General features: G+C 65.4%; 21 protein-coding genes and 1 pseudogene. 14 read left to right on the forward strand and 8 right to left on the reverse strand.

The window, feature by feature from the left end; translation table 11 throughout:
- The first annotated feature begins 18 nt into the window (after positions 1 to 18).
- Positions 19 to 612, forward strand: a complete 594-nt coding sequence (gene cobO / locus P1U75_RS01095) for a cob(I)yrinic acid a,c-diamide adenosyltransferase (RefSeq protein ID WP_300238705.1) — start codon at positions 19 to 21, stop codon at positions 610 to 612.
- A 52-nt stretch (positions 613 to 664) separates the two neighbouring features.
- Here cobO and P1U75_RS01100 read toward each other — a convergent pair whose 3' ends face one another.
- Positions 665 to 2,062, reverse strand: a complete 1,398-nt coding sequence (locus tag P1U75_RS01100; RefSeq protein WP_300238708.1) for an aspartate aminotransferase family protein — start codon at positions 2,060 to 2,062, stop codon at positions 665 to 667.
- Between the two features lie 82 nt (positions 2,063 to 2,144).
- Positions 2,145 to 2,840, reverse strand: coding sequence for a GntR family transcriptional regulator (locus tag P1U75_RS01105; RefSeq protein WP_300238711.1), 696 nt, complete (start codon positions 2,838 to 2,840; stop codon positions 2,145 to 2,147).
- A 138-nt stretch (positions 2,841 to 2,978) separates the two neighbouring features.
- On the opposite strand from P1U75_RS01105, the gene P1U75_RS01110 reads away from it, so the two are divergent.
- The 6 genes from P1U75_RS01110 (at position 2,979) to P1U75_RS01135 (ending at position 9,685) form a co-directional block, all read left to right on the forward strand.
- The gene (locus P1U75_RS01110; protein ID WP_300238713.1) at positions 2,979 to 4,064 is read left to right on the forward strand and encodes a polyamine ABC transporter substrate-binding protein; all 1,086 of its coding nucleotides are present in this window, start codon (positions 2,979 to 2,981) and stop codon (positions 4,062 to 4,064) included.
- Positions 4,065 to 4,130: 66 nt separating this feature from the next.
- Complete coding sequence (locus P1U75_RS01115) at positions 4,131 to 5,258, forward strand: ABC transporter ATP-binding protein (RefSeq protein ID WP_300238715.1); 1,128 nt, start codon at positions 4,131 to 4,133, stop codon at positions 5,256 to 5,258.
- Between the two features lie 4 nt (positions 5,259 to 5,262).
- The gene (locus P1U75_RS01120; protein WP_300238717.1) at positions 5,263 to 6,153 is read left to right on the forward strand and encodes an ABC transporter permease subunit; all 891 of its coding nucleotides are present in this window, start codon (positions 5,263 to 5,265) and stop codon (positions 6,151 to 6,153) included.
- Entirely contained in the window at positions 6,150 to 6,968 is an 819-nt protein-coding gene (locus P1U75_RS01125; protein WP_300238720.1) for an ABC transporter permease, read from the forward strand. The genes P1U75_RS01120 and P1U75_RS01125 overlap by 4 nt, the downstream gene beginning before the upstream one ends.
- On the forward strand, positions 6,965 to 8,278 hold the full coding sequence (locus tag P1U75_RS01130) for an FAD-binding oxidoreductase (RefSeq protein WP_300238722.1): 1,314 nt from the start codon (positions 6,965 to 6,967) through the stop codon (positions 8,276 to 8,278). Before P1U75_RS01125 ends, P1U75_RS01130 begins: the two co-directional genes overlap by 4 nt.
- Positions 8,279 to 8,356: 78 nt before the next feature.
- The gene (locus P1U75_RS01135) at positions 8,357 to 9,685 is read left to right on the forward strand and encodes a UDP-glucose/GDP-mannose dehydrogenase family protein (RefSeq protein ID WP_300238724.1); all 1,329 of its coding nucleotides are present in this window, start codon (positions 8,357 to 8,359) and stop codon (positions 9,683 to 9,685) included.
- Here the strand turns inward: P1U75_RS01135 and P1U75_RS01140 are convergent.
- On the reverse strand, positions 9,664 to 10,566 hold the full coding sequence (locus tag P1U75_RS01140) for an aminoglycoside phosphotransferase family protein (protein ID WP_300238726.1): 903 nt from the start codon (positions 10,564 to 10,566) through the stop codon (positions 9,664 to 9,666). The genes P1U75_RS01135 and P1U75_RS01140 overlap by 22 nt on opposite strands.
- 152 nt (positions 10,567 to 10,718) lie before the next feature.
- Here P1U75_RS01140 and P1U75_RS01145 point away from each other — a divergent pair, with 152 nt between their 5' ends.
- The 7 genes from P1U75_RS01145 (at position 10,719) to P1U75_RS01175 (ending at position 15,507) form a co-directional block, all read left to right on the forward strand.
- A complete protein-coding gene (locus P1U75_RS01145; RefSeq protein WP_300238728.1) occupies positions 10,719 to 11,333 on the forward strand; it encodes a ribonuclease H-like domain-containing protein in 615 nt (204 codons plus the stop codon).
- On the forward strand, positions 11,330 to 12,289 hold the full coding sequence (locus P1U75_RS01150) for a KpsF/GutQ family sugar-phosphate isomerase (protein WP_300238731.1): 960 nt from the start codon (positions 11,330 to 11,332) through the stop codon (positions 12,287 to 12,289). The genes P1U75_RS01145 and P1U75_RS01150 overlap by 4 nt, the downstream gene beginning before the upstream one ends.
- Before the next feature lie 12 nt (positions 12,290 to 12,301).
- Positions 12,302 to 12,904 carry a hypothetical protein gene (locus P1U75_RS01155; RefSeq protein WP_300238733.1) on the forward strand — a complete coding sequence of 201 codons (603 nt, stop codon included), beginning with the start codon at positions 12,302 to 12,304 and terminating at the stop codon, positions 12,902 to 12,904.
- Between the two features lie 3 nt (positions 12,905 to 12,907).
- Entirely contained in the window at positions 12,908 to 13,426 is a 519-nt protein-coding gene (locus P1U75_RS01160) for an LptA/OstA family protein (RefSeq protein ID WP_300238735.1), read from the forward strand.
- Positions 13,426 to 14,184, forward strand: a complete 759-nt coding sequence (gene lptB, locus P1U75_RS01165; RefSeq protein ID WP_300238737.1) for an LPS export ABC transporter ATP-binding protein — start codon at positions 13,426 to 13,428, stop codon at positions 14,182 to 14,184. Before P1U75_RS01160 ends, lptB begins: the two co-directional genes overlap by 1 nt.
- Before the next feature lie 243 nt (positions 14,185 to 14,427).
- Entirely contained in the window at positions 14,428 to 15,003 is a 576-nt protein-coding gene (gene raiA, locus P1U75_RS01170; RefSeq protein WP_300238739.1) for a ribosome-associated translation inhibitor RaiA, read from the forward strand.
- Between the two features lie 42 nt (positions 15,004 to 15,045).
- The gene (locus P1U75_RS01175) at positions 15,046 to 15,507 is read left to right on the forward strand and encodes a PTS sugar transporter subunit IIA (RefSeq protein ID WP_300238741.1); all 462 of its coding nucleotides are present in this window, start codon (positions 15,046 to 15,048) and stop codon (positions 15,505 to 15,507) included.
- A 7-nt stretch (positions 15,508 to 15,514) separates the two neighbouring features.
- Here the strand turns inward: P1U75_RS01175 and P1U75_RS01180 are convergent, their stop codons facing one another.
- From P1U75_RS01180 to P1U75_RS01200, 5 genes and pseudogenes are all read right to left on the reverse strand, one after another.
- A complete protein-coding gene (locus P1U75_RS01180) occupies positions 15,515 to 16,945 on the reverse strand; it encodes a nodulation protein NodH (RefSeq protein WP_300238743.1) in 1,431 nt (476 codons plus the stop codon).
- A 6-nt stretch (positions 16,946 to 16,951) separates the two neighbouring features.
- Positions 16,952 to 18,655: a beta-1,6-N-acetylglucosaminyltransferase gene (locus P1U75_RS01185; RefSeq protein ID WP_300238745.1), complete on the reverse strand. Its 1,704-nt coding sequence runs from the start codon at positions 18,653 to 18,655 to the stop codon at positions 16,952 to 16,954.
- Positions 18,652 to 19,662, reverse strand: coding sequence for a glycosyltransferase family 2 protein (locus P1U75_RS01190; protein WP_300238747.1), 1,011 nt, complete (start codon positions 19,660 to 19,662; stop codon positions 18,652 to 18,654). The genes P1U75_RS01185 and P1U75_RS01190 overlap by 4 nt, the downstream gene beginning before the upstream one ends.
- Before the next feature lie 45 nt (positions 19,663 to 19,707).
- Positions 19,708 to 20,820, reverse strand: coding sequence for a glycosyltransferase (locus P1U75_RS01195; RefSeq protein ID WP_300238749.1), 1,113 nt, complete (start codon positions 20,818 to 20,820; stop codon positions 19,708 to 19,710).
- A gap of 213 nt (positions 20,821 to 21,033) precedes the next feature.
- A pseudogene (locus tag P1U75_RS01200) lies at positions 21,034 to 21,199 on the reverse strand (UTP--glucose-1-phosphate uridylyltransferase); the annotation flags it as partial.

Genomic DNA, 21,199 nt, shown 5'->3' on the forward strand with positions numbered 1-21,199 from the left:
ATTCACAAGGGACAGGCCATGACCGACACCCACAAAGAGAAAATGAAGCAAGTTCAGGCCAAGCATCGCGCCAAGGTGGAGGAGGCCAGCGATCCGGGCCGGGGGCTGGTGCTGGTGCATACCGGCAACGGCAAGGGCAAATCCTCCAGCGCCTTCGGCGTGGCGGTGCGCGCGCTGGGCTGGCGGCAGGCGGTCGGCGTGGTGCAGTTCATCAAGGGCAGCTGGATCACCGGCGAGCGGCAGTTCTTCGACCGGCTGGGCGGGGTCGTCTGGCACACCATGGGCGAGGGGTTCACCTGGGACACCCAGGACCGCGACCGCGACATCGCCGCCGCCCAGGCCGCCTTTGCCCGCGCGCGCGAGATGATGGAGAGCGGCGATTTCGACCTCGTGGTGCTGGACGAGATCAACATCGCCCTGCGCTATGGCTACCTGAGCCCCGAAGAGGTTCTGGACGGGCTGAAGGCGCGGTCGGGCCGCACCGGCGTGATCCTGACCGGGCGCGACGCGCCGGAGGCGATCTGCGCCTATGCCGACCTGGTCACCGAGATGACCGAGGTGAAGCACCCCTACAAGGCCGGGATCAAGGCACAGCGCGGGGTGGATTTCTAACCGCGCATTCCCGCCGTGAACGCGCCCCGGACAGAGCCGGGGCGCCTTGCGGTCAGGAGGCCGCTTTCAGCAACCCCTGCTCCTTCAACTGGGCATGGCATTCGTCCAGCGCCGTCCGTGCGCGGTCGATCAGGATGTCGATTTCACCCTTGCTGATCACCAGCGGCGGAGAGATCACCATGCGATCACCGACGTGGCGCATGATCAGGTTGTTGGCAAAGCTGCGTTCGCGGCAGATGTATCCGACCGTGCCGGGATCCGAGGCGAACCTGGCGCGCGTCGCCTTGTCCGGGGTCAGCGCCAGCGAGGCCATCATGCCGACGATCCTGGTCTCTCCCACCAGCGGGTGATCCGCCAGCGAATGCCATTTCTCGGCCAGGTAGGGCGCGGTTTGCTCGCGCACGCGGTCGACGATCCCTTCTTCCTGCAGAATCCGCAGGTTTTCCAGCGCCACGGCAGAGGCGACCGGGTGGCCGGAATAGGTATAGCCGTGGTTGAATTCCACGCTGCCCAGCACCGCCGCCACCTCGTCGCTGACCACCGAGGCGCCGATCGGCTGGTAGCCCGAGCTGAGCCCCTTGGCGATGGTCATGATGTCGGGCCGGATGTTCAGGCTCTGGCATCCGAACCAGTTGCCGGTGCGGCCGAACCCGGTGATCACCTCGTCGGCGATCAGCAGGATCTCGTACTTGTCGCAGATGCGCTGGATCTCGGGCCAATAGCTGTCGGGTGCCACGATCACACCGCCGGCGCCCTGCACCGGCTCGGCGATGAAGGCGGCGACGCGGTCCTCGCCCAGCTCCTGAATCGCGGTTTCCAGTTCCTGCGCGCGGGCCAGGCCGAAGGCCTCCGGCGTCATCTCGCCGCCCTCGGCCCACCAGTCCGGCTGGTTGATGTGGTGAATGTCCGGGATCGGCAGGCCGCCCTGGGCGTGCATCCCCGACATCCCGCCAAGCGAGGCGCTGCCGATCGACGTACCGTGATAGGCGTTCTTGCGGCTGATGATGATGGTCTTGTCCGGCTTGCCCTTGGCATCCCAATAGGTGCGCACCATGCGGATGTTGGTGTCGTTCGCCTCGGACCCGCCGGAGGCGAAGAACACATGGTTCAGATCGCCCGGCGCCAGTTCGGCGATCTTGGCGGCCAGCGCGATGGCGGGCACGTGGGTGGTCTGAAAGAAGGTGTTGTAATAAGGCAGCTCGTGCATCTGCCGCGCCGCGACCTCGGCCAGTTCGTCGCGGCCATAGCCGATGTTGACGCACCAAAGCCCGGCCATGCCGTCGAGGATCTCGATCCCCTCGCTGTCGGTCAGGTAGACGCCCGTGGCCCGGGTGATCACGCGCGGACCCTTCTTGGCCAGATCGTCGCCGGTGGTGAAAGGGTGCATGTGATGGGCGCTGTCCAGCGCCTGCAACTCGGCGGTCGGCATGTGATTGGTTATGGCGGGCATCGAACGACTCCTGAACAGGGGATTCCGGTGGTTTCACCCAGAATATGATCAAATTTTTCAGTGTCAATCGAAGTCACTCGAATCAGGCGTTTGCCGCCTGTTCCGACAGCATCGCCTCGACCATCTCCATGCCCTGCACAACGTCCTGCGCCATCGCCTCGCCGGCCGCCCCGGCATCGTTTGCGCGCAACGCCTGCAGCAGTTCCTTGTGCCGGTCGGGCAGGTTCTGCGTGCCGAACCGGCCGCAGACGACCCGCAACGAGGGGCCAAACCGCAGCCAAAGGCGCTCGACCAGATCCGTCATCACCGGCGCGTTCGCATGATCGTAAAGCACCGCGTGAAAGCGGTAATTGTAGCGCAGGTAGCCGGTGACATCCCCCGCCGCGATGGCCGAATCCAGCGCTGCGTCAATTGCTTCCAGTTCTTCGATCAGGCTGGGCCTGACATGTTTTGCCGCCCGGCGGGCAAGTTCGGATTCGATTGTTTTACGGGCGAAAATCAGCTGCTCGACATCCGCCGCCGACAACACCGGCACGCTGACGCGCCGATTGCCCTGGAACACCAGCGCCCCGTCCGAGATCAACCGGCGAATCGCCTCGCGGACCGGGGTCATGCCGGCGCCAAGCGAATCGGTCAGCCCCTGGATGGTCACCGGCTGGCCCGGGGCCATCTCTCCGAACAGGATCTGGGCGCGTAATGTCTGGTAGACCTGTTCATGAACCGGGGGATCGGCGGGGGATTTCGCGGCTTTGGGCGCCTTTTTTTTGATCAAATCCAATGGTCTTGTTCCAATTCCGATGACTGCGCTTGCGCAAAGGGGTTCTGCGTGAAAACATATCCCCTGTTGCCGCAGAAGGCAAAACTTGATCAAATCGAGAAATGCGGGGCCAACCCGTTCCTTCACAGGGAGATAGATATGACAATCAAATCGCTGAGCCTGACCGCAGTTCTGGCGCTGGGCGCGAGTGCCGTGCAGGCCGAGGAAGTCCGCGTCTACAACTGGTCGGACTATATCGACGAGGAACTGCTGAGCAAGTTCGAGGACGAAACCGGCATCGACCTGATCTATGACGTGTTCGACAGCAACGAGGTGCTGGAGACCAAGATGCTGGCCGGCGGATCGGGCTATGACGTGGTGGTGCCCTCGGGCTCGTTCCTGCAGCGCCAGATCTCGGCGGGGGCGTTCCAGAAGCTGGACATGGCGAAACTGCCGAACCACAAGAACGTCTGGGATGTGGTTGAAAAGCGCACCGCGCAGTACGATCCCGGCAACGCCTATTCGATCAACTACATGTGGGGCACCACCGGCATCGGCGTGAACGTCGGCAAGGTGCAGGAACTTCTGGGCGAGGACGCCCCGATTGACAGCTGGTCGCTGGTGTTCGATCCCGCCAACATGGAAAAACTCGGCGGCTGCGGCGTGCATTTCCTCGACGCGCCGGGCGAAATGATCCCGGCGGCGCTGCAATATCTGGGCGAAAATCCCGACAGCCAGGATCCCGATGTGATCGCCAAGGCCGAAGGCGTCTATATGGCCGTGCGCCCCTATATCCAGAAGTTCCACAGCTCGGAATACATCAACGCGCTGGCCAATGGCGACATCTGCGTCGCGGTCGGCTGGTCCGGCGATGTGCTGCAGGCGCGCGACCGAGCGGCCGAGGCCGAGAACGGCGTCGAGATCGCCTATCACGCGCCCAAGGAAGGCGCGCAGATGTGGTTCGACCAGATGGCGATCCCGGTCGATGCGCCGAACCCGGACGGGGCGCACAAGTTCCTGAACTTCATTCTGGATGCGCAGAACATGGCGGCGGCGTCGAACTATGTCTACTACGCCAACGGCAACCTCGCCTCGCAGGAATTCCTGGTCGAGGACGTGATCGACGATCCGGCGATCTATCCGGATGCGGCGACGCTGGAAAACCTGTTCACCACCCGGCCCTACCCGGCCAAGGTGCAGCGGGTTGCCACCCGGCTGTGGACCAAGATCAAGTCGGGTATCTGAGCCCCGATTTCGCGGGCGGGCCGGTCGCGGCCCGCCCCGACGACGCTCAGACCAACGGGGGCTATCTTGCAATCCACAGTATTCACGCCCTGGGAAGACCCAGACGCCAAACCGCTGATCCGGTTTCAGAACGTCACGAAACGGTTCGGCACATTCACCGCCATCGACGATCTGTCGCTGGATATCTATGAGCGGGAGTTCTTTGCCCTGCTGGGCCCGTCAGGCTGTGGCAAGACCACGATGATGCGGATGCTGGGCGGGTTCGAAACCCCCACCGAGGGCCGGATCGAGCTGGCCGGCAAGGACATCGTCGGCGTGCCGCCGAACAAGCGGGCGGTGAACATGATGTTCCAGTCCTACGCGCTGTTTCCGCACCTCAGCGTCTGGGACAATATCGCCTTTGGCCTGCGCCGCGACAAAAGGCCGAAGGCCGAGATCGAGGCGCGCGTCGCCGAGATGCTGAAACTGACCCGGCTGGAGAAATTCGCCGGCCGCAAGCCGCACCAGATTTCCGGCGGCCAGCGTCAGCGCGTGGCGCTGGCGCGCAGCCTGGCCAAGGCGCCGAAGCTGCTGCTGCTCGACGAGCCGCTGGGCGCGCTTGACGCCAAGCTGCGTCAGGACACCCAGTTCGAGCTGATGGACATCCAGGAAAAGACCGGCACCACCTTTGTCATCGTCACCCACGACCAGGAAGAGGCGATGACCGTCGCCTCCCGCGTGGCGGTGATGGACGAGGGCAAGCTGATCCAGGTGGCGACACCGGACCGGATCTATGAATCGCCCGCCAACGTCTACGTGGCCGATTTCATCGGCGACGTGAACATCATCGAGGGGCGCGCCACCCCGGGCGAGGATGATACCTATGCCATCGACTGGGCCGAGGGAGAGGTGCCGCTGCAGGCCACCTCTGCCACCCGGTTCGACAAGGGTCAGACCTGTTACCTGGCGATCCGGCCGGAAAAGGTGACGATCTCGACCGACCGTCCCGAAGGCGCGGTCAACGCAGTGCAGGGCAAGGTGCTCGACATCGCCTATCTCGGCAATCTCTCGACCTATCACGTCGAACTGCCCTCGGGCATGGTGATCAAGGCGCAGACGGCGAACACGCGCCGGATCTCGCGCCGGAGCTTTACCTGGGAAGATCCCGTCTGGCTGTCCTGGACGGTCACCGGCGGCGTTCTTCTGGCGGGGTGACGCGATGCGCCGGTTCCTTTTGATCGCGGTCCCCTACTTCTGGCTTCTGGCGCTGTTCCTGGTGCCCTTTGTCATCGTCTTCAAGATCTCGCTCTCCGACATCGCGCTGGCGATCCCGCCCTATACGCCGACACTGGATTTCTCTGCCGGGTGGGCGGGGGTCAGGGCGTTCTTTTCCGCGCTCGATTTCGAGAATTTCACCTGGCTGACCCAGGACGACCTCTATTGGAAGGCCTACCTCAGCAGCCTCTGGATCGCGCTGATCTCGACCGCGATCACCCTGGCGGTGGGCTATCCGATCGCCTATGCCATGGCCCGCGCCCCGGAGGAGTGGCGACCCACCCTGATGATGCTGGTCATCCTGCCGTTCTGGACCAGTTTCCTGATCCGGGTCTACGCCTGGATGGGCATCCTCAGCCAGGAGGGGTTCCTGAACCAGTTCCTGATGTGGCTCGGCATCATCAACGAGCCGCTGACCATCCTCAACACCAACACCGCCGTCTACATCGGCATCGTCTATACCTACCTGCCGTTCATGATCCTGCCGATCTATGCCGCGCTGGACCGGCTGGACGAATCGCTGATCGAGGCGGCCGAGGATCTGGGCTGTTCGCGGCTCTCGGCCTTCTGGCTGGTCACCGTGCCGCTGTCCCGCAACGGGATCGCGGCGGGCAGCTTCCTTGTCTTCATCCCGGCGCTGGGCGAGTTTGTGATCCCCTCGCTGCTGGGCGGATCGGGCACGCTGATGATCGGCAAGGTGCTGTGGGAGGAGTTCTTTTCCAACCGCGACTGGCCGGTGGCCAGCGCCGTGGCGATCATCCTGCTGGCGATCCTTGTCATTCCCATCGTGCTGTTCCAGCGCAACCAGCAGAAACAGGCGGAGGCGGAACAATGAACAGGCTGAGCTGGTTCAACACCGTATCGCTGACCCTGGGCTTCGCGTTTCTCTACATCCCGATGGTGATCCTGGTGATCTTCAGCTTCAACGCGAGCAAGCTGGTGACCGTCTGGGCCGGGTTCTCGACCAAGTGGTATGGTGAACTGCTTGGAAACGAGGCGTTTCTCGACGCCGCCTGGGTCACGCTGAAGGTGGCGGTGCTATCGTCCTCCATCGCCACGGTTCTGGGCACGATGGCGGCCTATGTGCTGGTGCGCGGCGGCCGGTTCCTCGGCCGGACGTTGTTTTCCGGCATGATCTACGCGCCGCTGGTGATGCCCGAGGTGATTACCGGCCTGTCGCTGCTGCTGCTGTTCATCGGTATCGGGCTGGATCGCGGGGTGCTGACCATCGTGCTGGCGCATACAACCTTTTCGATGTGCTATGTCTCGGTCGTGGTGTCGTCGCGGCTGGTGACCTTTGACAAGTCGCTGGAAGAGGCGGCGCTGGATCTGGGCTGTTCGCCGGCACAAGCGTTTCGGCTGGTCACCCTGCCGATCATCGCACCGGCGGTCATCTCGGGCTGGCTGCTCGCCTTTACGCTCTCGCTCGACGATCTGGTGATCGCCTCCTTCACCGCCGGTCCGTCCTCGACCACGCTGCCGATCAAGATTTTCTCGGCGGTGCGGCTCGGGGTCAGCCCCGAGATCAACGCGCTTTCGACGGTCATGATCTCCATCGTCACGGTGGGTGTGATTGCCGCCTCGCTGGTGTCCAAGCGCAGCATGGTGCGCCAACAGAAAGACGAACAGGAAGCGGCCCGCGCGCAATGAGGCGGATCTTCGGTTCCTATGCCTATTCCGATGCGCCGCGGATGGGCTGCTGGTGGGATGAAACCGCAACGCGGCCTGACTGGCCCGAGGCGCGCGGCGATCTGCGGGCCGATGTCGCGGTGATCGGCGGCGGGTTCACCGGATTGTCCGCCGCCCTGCACCTGGCCGAGGCCGGGGCCGACGTTGCCCTGCTCGACGCGGAGTATCCCGGCTGGGGCGCCTCCGGGCGCAACGGCGGTTTTTGCTGCCTTGGCGGCGCCAAGCTCAGCGCCGCGCAGTTCGCCCGGGCTTATGGACCAGAGCAGGCGCGTGATTTCCATCGGGCCGAGGTCGAGGCGGTGCACCTGGTCGCCCGGCTGCTCGACCGTCTGGGGATCAACGCCGACACCCATTCACGCGGCGAAACCCAGCTGGCCCACAACCGGCGCGCGATGGACCGCCTGCGCCGCGCCGCCGAGGCCGAAGATGGGGCGGTTGTGACCGAACCCGCCGGTCTTGCCGGCGAGGGCATGGCCGGGTCGTTCCACGGCGCCCTGACCCGGCCGGTGGGGTTCGGCCTCAATCCGCGCAAATACGTGCTGGGGCTGGCGCGCGCCGCCGCAGCGGCCGGCGCGCGGCTTTATCAGAAGAGCCCGGCACAGCGGATCGGCAAAACCGGCACCACCTATCGCATCGCCTTGCCGCAGGGGGACCTGCAGGCCGGAACGGTGCTGCTTTGCACCAACGGGTATTCCAGCGAGGATGTCCCCGGCTGGCTCGCCGGGCGCTACATACCGGCGCAATCCACCGTGCTGGTGACCCGGCCGCTGACCGATGCCGAACTGGCCGCGCAGGGCTGGACCAGCGACCAGATGGCCTATGACACCCGCAACCTGCTGCATTATTTCCGGCTGATGCCGGACCGGCGGTTCCTGTTCGGGATGCGCGGCGGGCTGACCTCCACCCCCCGGGCCGAGGCCGCGGCGCGGGCCCGCACGCGCGCCGATTTCGAGGCGATGTTCCCGGCCTGGCGCGGCGTCGAGAGCGCGCATATGTGGTCCGGCATGGTCTGTCTTGCGCGCAATCGCGTGCCCTTTGCCGGGCCGGTGCCGGGCGAACCGGGCCTTTTCGCAGGGCTGGCCTATCACGGCAACGGGGTGGCGATGGGCAGCTATGCGGGTCGGCTTCTGGCCGATCTGGCGCAGGGCCGCGCGCCCGATCTGCCCTATCCCGAGCCGATGCGCCACCCGATGCGGCGCTTTCCGCTGGGCCGGGCGCGGCGGCTGCTGATGCCGCCGCTCTATGCCGCGCTGGCGCTCGGCGATCTGTGACCGACCCGCGCCCGCCTTGGTTGACAGGTCGCGCCGGATCGCCCATCCCTGAGAAAAACCGGGCTTGAGGGCGGGCATATGAAGATTGCGATGATCGGGACAGGCTATGTCGGTCTGGTTTCGGGCGTGTGTTTCTCGGATTTCGGTCACGATGTGATCTGCGTCGACAAGAACCCCGACAAGATCGCCATGCTGGAGCGCGGCGAGGTGCCGATCTATGAGCCCGGGCTCGACGCGCTGATCCAGAAGAACGTGGAGAGCGGGCGGTTGTCCTTTTCCACCGACCTGCCGGCGGCGGTGGACGGGGCCGAGGCGGTGTTCATCGCCGTCGGCACCCCGACCCGGCGCGGCGACGGGCATGCCGATCTGACCTATGTGATGGCGGCGGCCGAGGAGATCGCCCGAGCGCTGACCGGCTACGCGGTGGTGGTGACCAAATCCACGGTTCCGGTCGGCACCAACCGGCAGGTCAAGCAGACCATCGCCAAGGCCAACCCGAAGGCGGAGTTCGACGTGGCCAGCAACCCAGAGTTCCTGCGCGAAGGCGCCGCGATCGAGGATTTCATGAAGCCCGACCGCGTTGTCGTCGGGGTGCAGAACGACCGCGCCGCCGAGCTCATGGAAGAGATCTATCGCCCGCTCTACCTGCGCGAATTTCCGATCATCACCACCGATCTGGAAAGCGCCGAGATGATCAAATACGCCGCCAACGCCTTTCTCGCGACCAAGATCACCTTCATCAACGAGATCGCCGCGCTTTGCGAACGGGTCGGCGCCGACATCAAGCAGGTGAGCAAGGGCATGGGCCTCGACGGGCGCATCGGCAACAAGTTCCTGCACGCCGGCCCCGGCTATGGCGGATCGTGTTTTCCAAAGGATACCAAGGCATTGGCCCGGATCGGACAGGATCACGCGATCCCGATGCAGATCACCGAGACGGTGATCAAGGTCAATGATGAGACCCGCCGCCGGATGACCGAGAAGATCACCGACATGATGGGCGGGCATCTGGCCGGAAAAACCGTGGCGGTGCTGGGCGTGACCTTCAAGCCCAACACCGACGACATGCGCGAGGCCCCCAGTCTGACCATCATCCCCGCCCTGATCGGTGCCGGCGCGCGGGTTCGGGTGGTCGATCCGCAGGGCCGGCGCGAGGGCGAAGACCTGCTGCCGGGGGTGCATTGGGTCGAGGATGCTTACAAGGCGGCGCAGAACGCCGACGCGCTGGTGATCCTGACCGAGTGGAACGAGTTCCGCGCGCTGAATCTCAAGCGGCTGGCGAAAAAGATGGCCACCCCGGCGCTGGCCGATCTGCGCAACATCTATTCCGCGCGCGATGCGAAACGGGCGGGTTTTGTTGCCTATGTCTCGGTCGGGCGCACCGACTACCGCGCCGAGGGGGCGTAGCACCTGAGCGCCGCGCGCTCCAGCGCCAGACCTTCGGCGTAATCCCTGTGCCCGCAGTCAACCTGGTACTGGCAATAGGCCGCCATGCGCCAATGATACCAGGGCCGCAGGGCAAGGAAACGGTCCGCCGTGGCGCGCTCCGGGTAAGCCCTTAGAAACGCGTCGATTTCCGCGTTGCTCAGGGGGGTTCCGCGATACACCTGCTGCATCGCGGGCGAGGCGAAGATCGCCAGATCGCCGGCCGGATCGCCCAGCGCCGGGCATTGCCAGTCGATCAGCGCGGCCTGATCGCCCTGCACCACGATATTGCCCGGCACCGGATCGCCGTGCAGCAGCCGACACTGGCCCGAGGGCGAAACCGAGCCGCCCGGCTGCAGGCGCCGAAGCTCGTCTGCCCCGGAGGGGTGGCAAAGCGACAGGATTTCAAGGGTTTGGCGCGTGATCTCGGCGCTGCCGTCGGGGGCGGCGGGCAACCCGACGACCGGCCCATGCGCGTGCACCCGCGCCAAAAGACGCGCCGCCGTCCCGGCCCCGGACACCCAATGCGCACCCGGCAGATGGCGATAGAGCACCCAAGGGTGGGTTGCGCCGGCATCCCCCGCCACCCGTTCGGGAGCGAGACCGCATCCGGACAGGGCGGCGAGACAGGCCGCCTCGCGCGCCGGATCGTTGGCGAACAGCGGCGTCGCGCCCTCCGAAACGTAGAGTTTCAGGACCAGATCGTACAATTTCCCGCGCAGCCGCCAGACCCTGTTGGTGCGCCCGCCCGCCAGCGGCACCGGGTCGGGATCGGCGGCCAGATGACCGCTCTGGCGCAGCCGCGCGGTCAATCCGGCAGGGGGCTGGGGTTCCGGTGAGGTCAGGGTTGAAGCTCCGGGCATGGGGTCGAGCCCGGCGATGCGGGCATCGCGGCAGGATCGCGCGGCGCAGGCGCCGGTGCAAGGCCCCGCCGCGATAGTTGAGTTTGCCCGCCAAAGCGCCTATTTCCACCGCTATGGCCGGACATTGCGGCAAACAGCGAGGACCCCCCGACGTGGCGAACCATCTTTACCAGAACGACCTGCCCGACGGGCTCGACCTCGGCCCCGTGGTCGCCATCGATTGCGAGACGATGGGGCTGAACCCGCACCGCGACCGGCTGTGCGTGATCCAGATGTCGGGCGGCGATGGCGATGCGCATATCGTTCAGGTGGCCAAGGGCCAGACGCAGGCGCCGAACCTCGCGCGGATGCTGGAGAACCCGGATGTTCTGAAGCTCTTTCATTTCGGCCGCTTCGATATCGCCGCGATGTACAACGCCTTTGGCGCGCTGGCCGCGCCGGTCTATTGCACCAAGATCGCCAGCCGGCTGGTGCGCACCTATACCGACCGGCACGGGCTGAAGAACCTGACAGCGGAACTGATCGGCGTCGACATCTCCAAGCAGCAGCAGATGAGCGACTGGGGCGCCGAGGATCTGACCGGCGCGCAGCTCGATTACGCGGCCTCCGACGTGCTTTACCTGCACCGTCTGCGCGAAGAACTGGACAAGCGGCTGGCCCGCGAGGGGCGGACCGAGCTGGCGCGGTCCTGTTTCGATTTCCTGCCGACGCGGGCCAGGCTGGACCTCGAAGGCTGGCCCGAGATCGACATCTTCGCGCATTCATGAGCCGGTTTCAGGATATCGCCCGGCGGGTCATCGAGACCGAGGCCGAGGGGCTGCGGCAACTGGCCGGGGGGCTGAACGGCGATTTCGACCGCGCGGTGGAAACCCTGCTGCAGGCCAGCGGGCGGGTGGTGGTCAGCGGAATGGGCAAATCCGGCCATATCGCGCGCAAGATCGCGGCAACGCTGGCCAGCACCGGTACGCCGGCGCAATTCGTCCACCCGGCCGAGGCCAGCCATGGCGATCTGGGCATGATGGCGCGCGGGGACGTGGCGCTGGTGCTGTCAAACTCGGGCGAGACGCCGGAACTGGCCGACCTCGTGGCCTATACCCGCCGCTTCTCGATCCCGTTGATCGGGGTGGCGAGCCGGGCTGACTCGACCCTGTTGCGGCAATCCGACGTGGCGCTGGTGCTGCCGCAGGTGGAGGAGGCCTGCAACACCGGCGTGGTGCCCACCACCTCGACCACGATGACGCTGGCGCTGGGCGATGCGCTGGCGGTGGCGCTGATGGAGCACCGCGAATTCACGCCTGCGCATTTCCGCGAGTTCCATCCCGGCGGCAAGCTGGGGGCCCGGCTGAGCAAGGTGCGCGACCTGATGCATGCCGGCGACGCGCTGCCCACGGTGCCGGCCGGCGCCCCGATGAGCGACACGCTGCTGGAGATCAGCCAGAAGGGGTTCGGCGTGGCCGGTGTGACCGACGCGCAGGGCGCGCTGGCCGGGATCATCACCGACGGCGACCTGCGGCGCCACATGGACGGGCTGTTGCAGCTTTGCGCCGCCGACGTGATGACACCGAATCCCACCACGATCGGGCCCGACGCCCTGGCCGAGGAGGCGCTGGCGCTGATGAACGCGCGCAAGATCACCTGCCTGTTCGTGGTCGATCCCGACGGCCCGCCGGCTGCGCAGGGATTGCTGCATATCCATGACTGCCTTCGCGCAGGCCTCGGCTGAACCGGGGCGGGGATGGACAGCTATTCGCGCTTCGTAGCCTACCTGAAGGTGATCCTGCCGCTGGCGGCGGTGGCGCTGCTGTCGATGCTGTTCCTGCTGTCGCGCAGCCTCGAGCCGACCGCCACGCTGCCGTTTGCCCGCCACGAGGTGGAAGAACGGGTGCGCGGCCAGCAGATCACCGCGCCGTTCTATTCCAGCACCACCGACAGCGGCGACGAGATTACGGTGAGCGCGCGACTGGCCCGGCCGACGGGCAGCGGCGGGTTGGCCGAGGCCGAGGCGTTGAACGCCAAGGTGACGCTGGTCAAGGGCGGGCAGATCGAGCTGCGCTCGGAGCTTGGCACCATCGACCCCGACACCGACGAGGCCAGCTTTTCCGGCGCGGTAGAGATCACCACCAGCACCGGCTATACGGTGCGGACCGACAGGCTGGACACCACCATCGGCGATTTCCGCGCCAGCACCCCCGGCGAGGTGCGCGCAACCGGCCCGGTGGGACGGTTGACCGCCGGAAGGATGGAGATCGGCGCGAAAAACCCGGGTGGAGCAACGCATATGCTTTTCAAAAATGGCGTGAAACTGATATACGATCCCAAAAAGTCACCGGAGCAATAGAATTTGCCCTATTTTCGAGCCCTTTTCGTCTGTCTTGCGGTTCTTGTCGGCTCCGGTCCCGGATTGGCGCAGGAGACCCGCGTGGCCTTCGGGACATCGCCCGCGGACCCGAGCCAGCCGGTCGAGGTGACCGCCGACAGCCTGAACGTGAACCAGACCGATGGGTCGGCCGAGTTTTCCGGCGAGGTTCTGGTGATCCAGGGCGCGATGCGCATGACCGCCGACCGCGTCTTTGTGATCTATGACAGCGCCGCCAGCCGGATTGCGCGGCTCGAGGCGACCGGCGAGGTGGTTCTGGTCAACGGGCCGGACGCCGCCGAATCCGACCGCGCGGAATACAGTATCGACAGCGGCGTGGTGGTGATGTCGGGCAATGTGCTGCTGACCCAGGGGCCGAGCCTGCTGAGTTCGGACCGCATGGTGGTCAACCTGACCACGGGCACCGCCGAGATGGCCGGGCGGGTCAAGACGATCCTGAACCCGGGCCAGAATTCGGGCCAGAATTCGGGCGGCGACAACTGATGACCATACCCGATCTGACGGTCACCGAAGGGGGATTGGGCCTTCGCGTGGAAAGCGTGCGCAAGTCGTACCGCAAACGGGTGGTGATTCGCGACGTTTCGATGACGCTGGACCGCGGCGAGGTGGTGGCGCTGCTTGGTCCCAACGGATCGGGCAAGACAACCAGCTTTTACGCCATTGCCGGGCTGGTCTTTCCCGAGGCGGGCAGGGTGACGCTGGACGGCCAGAACGTGACCAACCTGCCGATGTACCGGCGCGCCAAGATGGGCATCGGATACCTGCCGCAGGAGATGTCGATCTTTCGCGGGCTGAGTGTCGAAGACAACATCCTTGCGGTGCTGGAAATTTCGGAGCGCGACCCGCACAGCCGGCGGGAACGGCTGGAGGAACTGCTTTCGGATTTTTCAATCGAGCATCTGCGCAGGGCACCGGCGCTGGCCCTTTCGGGCGGCGAGCGGCGCCGCGTGGAGATTGCCCGCTGCCTGGCCGCGGATCCGAAATACCTGTTGCTGGACGAGCCCTTTGCCGGGGTCGATCCCATCAGCGTGGGCGATATCCGTCACCTTGTCGCGGACCTCAAGAAGCGCGGAATCGGCGTGCTGATCACCGATCACAACGTGCGCGAGACGCTGGAGATCGTCGATCGTGCCTATATCCTGCATGACGGGCGGGTTTTGATGTCGGGCACGCCGGGCGAGGTGGTGGAGAACGAAAACGTGCGCCGCGTCTATCTTGGCGAGAGTTTCCGGATTTCATGACCCCGACACGGCAGCAGGTGCGACCCGATTTTCCGCTTATCGGTAACGCGATACGTTGACTCTTGGCCCGCATCTCGCCTCAATGAAAGGATGGCACGCATGCAGTTCGATGCAGTTTCCGATCCGGCCTTTTTGACAGGGCCCGGTCGTGCACTTTCCGCAGCCGGGCCATTCCCCACCACCCGCAGATGACGTAAGCCGGATCACCGGCGCGGGCCGGGTGTAAAATGAAAAGGAGAGCACATGCGCTACCAGATCAGCGGAAAACAGATCGATATCGGCACAGCCCTTCAGACCCACGTTCAGGAAGAACTGAACGCGGCGGTCAAGAAGTACGCCGAGCGCCCGACCGACGCCAACGTCATCTTTTCCCGCAATGCGCATGAATACGTCTGCGAGGCCACCGTGCACCTGTCCACCGGGCTGACCGCGACGGCCAAGGCGCATGCGACTGAAATCTACGGTGCCTTCGACGCCTGCCGCGACAAGATGGAAAAGCAGCTGCGCCGTTACAAGCGGCGGCTGAAGGACCATCATCGCGATCGGACAGAACCGGTTGAACTCTTCGGTGCGTCCTCGTATATCCTCGCCGCGGACGAGCAGACCGACGATTCCGAGCCTGATACCCTGCAGCCGATCATCGTTGCCGAGATGGAGACCAAGATTCCCTCTCTCAGCGTTGGCGAGGCCGTGATGCAGATGGAGCTGGCGGGCGCCCCGGTTTTGGTTTTCCGCAACGAGAAAAAGCGCGGGTTCAATGTCGTGTACCGACGCGACGACGGCAATATCGGCTGGATCGACCCGCAGGCGGACAGTTAACAGCGAGAAGCGCCGGGCGGTGCTGGAGCGGAGCAATCATTGATGGCACTTGTGAGCATCCTCAAGCCTGAGGCGGTGAAGGTATTTTCTGCCGCGTCCAGCAAGAAACGTCTGTTCCAGGAAATCGGCGACGTCGCCCAGACCGTCTATGGGCTGGATGCCCAGGACACGGTCGATGCGCTGCTTGAACGCGAAAGCCTTGGCCCGACAGGTGTGGGCCATGGCGTTGCCCTGCCGCATGCGCGGATGCCGGAGCTTGACGGCGTGGTCGGCATCTTTCTGATGCTGGAAAAGCCGATCGACTTCGGCGCGGCGGACCGCCAGCCGATCGATATCGCCTTTTCCCTGTTCGCCCCGGAGGAGAGCGGGGTGGAGCATCTGAAGGCGCTGGCGCTGGTGTCGCGCACCCTGCGTGACCCGGCGCTGTGCGGCAAGCTGCGGGCCAACCCGGATGCCGCCACGCTCTACACCCTGCTGACCGAGGCACAGCCGGTCGCGGCCTGAGGCGCGGCTAGTCCGCGCCCCAGGATTCGAACCCGAACATCATGTAATCGCGCTGATAGATGTCTGCGACGCGCTCTTCCAGGGCGGCATCGTAGATCTCTGACAGGGCGACCGGCCCCTGTGCTGCGGCCGGCGCCGGTGCCGGAGGCGCGCCGTGGCCCACCCGCCGGGCAAGCTCCGGCAGGAGGTGCGCCATTTCGTCTTCGCGCAGCACCAGATCGGGCAGGGCAAAATCGGCAAACCCGGACAGCATCTGGGCCTGGGTGCCCCAGGCCCCGTCGACGCGGACCGCGGTCTGCCCGGCAAGGTTCATCTTGACGAAATCGAGGAACCCGAGGAAGGCGGCGCGATGCGCGTCGGCGTCATAGCCGTCGCCGGGCGCGGATTTCGGCAGTGGCAGCTTGAACTTGCGGCGCAGCGTGTCGCGGATCTGGCGGAAACTGCCCGGCCCGTCGTCCAGGATGCGGGTGCAGAACACGTGATGCGCCCGCGCCACCGGGTGACGCAGCACGGTAAAGCTGCGGTGGCCGGGATGCTGACGCTTCCAATGCCGCAGGTCCTTTTGCGTCATCTTGCGCGGCAGCGCCTCGGCCTCGATGCCGTCGAGCGCGGCAAGCCAGCCTGCGACCGCCGCCTCCGGACCGCCGCGCACCGGCATGTAAAGCAGCGGCGTCTCTGCCGCGGCGACGTAAGTGGGCACCGCCGGGCCGCGGCGCGGTTCGAAATTGGGGGTGCGTGTCAGGTTGAACCGGTCGAGTCCGGCCAGGGCCGAGGTCATCTCCTCGGGGTTGGTGACCTTTTCGGTCGTCGGGATCGGGTTCTGCGGCTTGAGGCTCTGATCCAGCTGGTCGAGCCGCGCCCCCACCCCCAGCCACTTTGCCAGCCCGTTCATCACGTCAAGGTCGTGCAGATCCTCGTAGGCGATGTAAAAGGCGGTCTGCCCGCTGGTCTGGAGACGGTGCAGCAGCAGGCGCTGAAACCCTTGCAACGCCTCGACGTGATCGGCGAATTCATTGGCATCGAACCGCGCCTTGGCGGCCTTGCGCCGTTTCACGTCGGTCAGTTTCCACTGGCCGGTGGTCTGGGCGATCTTCCACGAGACATAGCTGTCGAGCGGGTTGCGGGTGAGCACGATCTTGGCACAGCGCGGATCGTCCAGCATCGGGTCCAGCACGCGCGGGTCGTGATCGTGGAAATAGCGGAACCCGCCGAGCCCGTCCGGGTCGCCGCGCACCGCCGCAATGAGGGCCAGCGGATCGTCATCGCGCGCCTCGCGGGTGATGCCGAGAAACTCGTCACGGTTCGGATAGCCGATGAAATGCGGGTTGAACGCCTCGCCCCGGCAGGCCACACCCGCGAGCGCATTAAGGTTGGTCTCCAGGAAATTGGAGCCGGTGCGCATCTCGGCGAAGATCACGAAATAATCGAATTCACCCATCTCCGATCACCGCACCAGATAGGGTTTGCGGGCTGGCTTGGTCTGCGTGACCGGGTCGTGGTTCACCGGGAAATCCCCCATCAGATAGGGGTGCATCCCCTGGTTCTTGAGATTTTGCAGAAACTGCCCGAAGCCGGTCAGATCGACCATCTTCGGCGCCTCGTTCAGATGGCGCGGCGCGGCCGAGCCCAGCTCGCCCAATATGGTTTGAAGCGGTTCCATCGGCGCCTCGACGAATTCGGCCATGTTCCAGATCCGGACCCGCGCCTTGGCCCGGGAGGCGCGCAGGATGTCCAGCTGCCTGTTCTCGATCCGCTGCAGCTTGGCCGCCTGCTTGCGCAGATCGGCGAAATTACTGTTGGAGCGAAACAACGGAACCGCCCAGGCGCCGGTAATGACGGAAATCTGGGCGTTGGGGTCGCGGGTGATGGTCCAGTTGATCTTCTGATTGTCGCGTGGGCCGAACTGGAAACACTGGCGTTCCCCCCGGGTGTTCCAGATCAGGTTGGTGAGAAAGGCCGCCGGTTCATAATCGCGGTGGGCGGCGCTGTCGCTGAGCGCGCCGTTGATCACCTCCTGGTCACCGGCGAACTCAACCCGTTCCGGCGCGAAAAGATGCCCGTGCACCCTGGCACCGGTGGTTCGGGCCAGCCAGCCCTCGAACCCTTCGAACAGCTCCGTAAACCCCTGGAACACGGAATAGGGGGTCGCGGTCAGCCCGTTTTCCCAGCCCGGGTTCGGAAACCGGCTTTGCATGTAGAGCCCCGGCCGCCCGCGCGTGCGCCGCTCGACCGCCTTGGCAAAGATGCGGTCGATCTTGCCCGGGTTCGGTTCGGTCCGTTTCATCGCGCCGCCACTGTCGGTCAGGAACGCCTTGTACAGGCGGTCGGCGCGCGGCCAGATCTTGCGCGCAACGAAACAGTCGGACCGGCGCAGCAATTGCAGGTGATCGTCGTAGAATATGTGTGGCTTGCCCTGAAAATCGAATTTCGACAGGGTGAGCGACCTGCTTTCGATGTTGATCGAATATTTCCGGGCCAAGGTCTGGAAATAGCTCTCGTCGGGAATCCAGACGCGGCGGAAGTACCGTTCGTATGTCTTTCGCCGCGGGTCCTCCAGGATTGCCGAGAGCGTCTGGCGGGTCAGGCACCACCACTGGCTGCCCATATGCGGGACAAGCCCGGCGGGAATCCGGCGTTTGTACCCGATCCGGCGCTGGACCTCGACATAGAGGTCGAACAGCCGCCGCTGGCGTTTCCACGAAAACGGGAAGCGCAGGGTGAACCTCTCCTCGTCCAGCCCGCCAACTGTCCAGGGCACGTCGGCGGTGGTCGCGCTCTCGATAAAATCGGTTTGCGGTCGCGCGGCGAGGTAATCGACCAGCTCCGGCACCGGGCGCAGAGGCAGGCAGGAGCCGGACGCGAGGTAGACATGGCGCACCTCGTCGAACCGGTCCAGCATCAGGCCGGCCGCCGCCTGCGTCGCCGCCACGATCCCCCAGGTCCCCCATTCGCAACGGCGCCGCGGGCTGAACAGGACGCCGGGATCGTCCGACAGCGCCGCCTTGAAACGGGCAAAGGTGCCCTGCGGCACCTTCTTGTCGACGTGGATCACCACCGGGCATCCGGCGGCGCGCCAGTGCCGGGCCACCTGTTCGGCCCGGTGCAGCGCGGTATGCACCAGCATGACGATGCCGACGCTGCCGCTCATGCCCAGTTCCCCTTGGACATCAGCCCGAGAATCTCGAGCTGGCGCCAGTTGATGTATTTCTCCGACCACTTGCACCAGAGGTCCGGGTCGTCTTTCAGGCTTTCGGTATAGGCGCGGTATTCGACCGAGGCGGCGTAATGCTGCTTGCGATCAAGCTCTTCGGCGGCCTTGGCCGAGAAGGTATCGAGAAACTTGGCGTGCAGAAGGACACCGCTGGCCTTTTCGCCGCCCCATTCGTCATAGGTCTGGTTCAGCCCGCGCGGCAGCAGCATGTGGGTGGAGCTGACATAGGTGTATTTCCGGTCCCATTTGACCAGCGGGATCTTGTTCAGCGCCGGCGCCTTGGCCGGCGTGCCGGGAAAGAACACCCGGCTGCGCGGCCCGCCCTGGATCCACAGGTTGCCGTACCGCTTGTTCTTTTTGAGGGTGTAGTTGCCGCTGTCGAACCAGCGGGCGATCTCGAACGGGTCCTGCCCCTCCTTGTAGGGTTGCGCATCGAGCCGCCCCTTGGGGTACATGTCCAGCAGCATCGCCGAAAACGACTTGATCGACGAGGCATCGAGCCAGTCGGTCAGCGCGCGCAACGGGCGCGTATCGCAGAAGGGATAGATCAGGAACTCGTCCGGGTCGACCGTCAGGCACCAGTGGCGATGACCGTGTTTGCGTTGCAACCAGTTCAGCCAGTCCACCCCGAAGCGGGCCCGCTTGTACCCGGCCGCTGTGTGCCAGAGCGAAACGTCCTCCTGATCGCGCAGATAGTCCACCGAGCCGTCGGAGCTGTGGTTGTCGACGATCAGGAAGTGGTTGACGCCGAGATCGCGGTAATACTTCAGGAAGAACGGAAGCCGTATGCGTTCGTTGCGCTGGGTGCAGAACAAAAGGATGTCATCGCGGCGGATCGCGCCCGTGCGGTCAATGACCGGCGAAAGGTCGCGCCGTTTGCGGAACGCGCGGATTTGCCAGCGCTGCCGCTGCAACCGCAGGCGATATGTCTGCCATACGCCCAAATCTCGCCCTTTTCACCCATTTGCAGATCACTTCCCCAGCGCCTATCAGCTTAGCCTTAAGACGATGTTGAAGTGTTCCTCCCAACTCGGCGGGACGAATCCTGCGTCACTTGCTGCCTCACGCGCGCGCCTTGGACCCTCGGCAAGGGCCTTGACGGCGTCATGCCATTGATACCGGTCCGATTCTTTCACGTAAACTGGAATGTTCCCGAGGATTTCGCGTACCGAGGGTAAATCCGTGCTCACCACCGGTACGCCCAGCGCCACCGCCTCGATCGGCGGCAGCCCGTACCCCTCGGCCCGGCTGGGAAACAAGAGCCCTCGGGAGCCGACAAGAAGGGCGGCGATCTGCCCGTCGTCCAGCCCCGGCAATTCGCGCACCGGACTGTCGGGCGGCAGCCGGTCGAGCCGGTCGAACACCGCCCGGTTGTTCCAGCCGCGGGCGCCGCAGATCGCCAGGCCCGGGGCCTCCGCGCCCATCCCGTCCCAGATATCCAGCAGCAGGTCATGCCCTTTGCGCGGCTCGATCGTGCCCAGCGCCACGAAATAGGGGCGCTCCGTGTCGACCCCTGGCGGCGGCGTGCCGGGCGCGGCCAGTTCCACGCCCAGGTGCGCGACCACCCCGGCGGGCGGATCGCCCCAGTCGCGCATCCGCGCCTCGGTGCGGATCCTCGTGTCGTTCGAGTTGTAGATGATCAGGTCAGCCCGGGCCCGCACCTGTTGCAGCTTGACGCGAAATGCCTCGGGCGTGCCGGGACGCTGGTACTGCGGGTGGTCCAGCGGGATCACGTCATGGATCATCACCGCGATCCGTCCCGCCCCGCCGCGACGCACCCCGCGCAGCGTGCGCGCGTCCAGATCGGAATGACCCACGTTGAGATAGGCGAACCCCGGCGGCAGCTGCCGCGCCAGCATCCGCGCCAGCCCGGCCGGACGACAGCGGGCGCGCGCGGCGCGACGCAGATCGCTCTCCGCCCGGCGCTGGTCCGGCGACATCCGGCGCGCCAGCCGCGACAACAGGTCGGGCCCGCCCCAATCCTGCGCGCCGTCGAGCCGGTCGGCGATTGCCTCGATCCCCTGCGCATCCAGCAGGACATAGCCCCAGGAGCTTCGGATCAGCGCGAACAGCGGCACCGCGTCGCGGGACAGGTGATGCAAATAGGCCCGCTCGACCCGGTCAATCCCGGTCGGCCGCCGCCCCGCCCGGCGGATCAGCCGGGTGATGTCCAGCAGCCGCGCCGGCGGGGTCTCTGTCGTCCTGACCGGAATGATGCGCGCTCCATGTGATAGGTGGCCCCTCGGGTCAGACTAACGCGCTTGCGCCCAAGGCCCAACAGGCTTGCGGGTCCACCTGTCCGGATTACTGCTCGATCACTGCGCGGCGCGGTCGATCTGGACCACCTCGGCGAGGTAGCGCGACAGGTCCTCGCGCAGGTCGTCGCGGGCCAGCGCGAAGGCCACCGTCGCCTGCAGGAACCCGGCCTTGGAGCCGCAGTCGAAGCGCTGGCCGCGGAACCGATAGCCATAGACCGGCACG

The organism is Antarcticimicrobium sp. (assembly GCF_029212575.1).
In the GTDB taxonomy this organism is placed as follows: domain Bacteria; phylum Pseudomonadota; class Alphaproteobacteria; order Rhodobacterales; family Rhodobacteraceae; genus Antarcticimicrobium.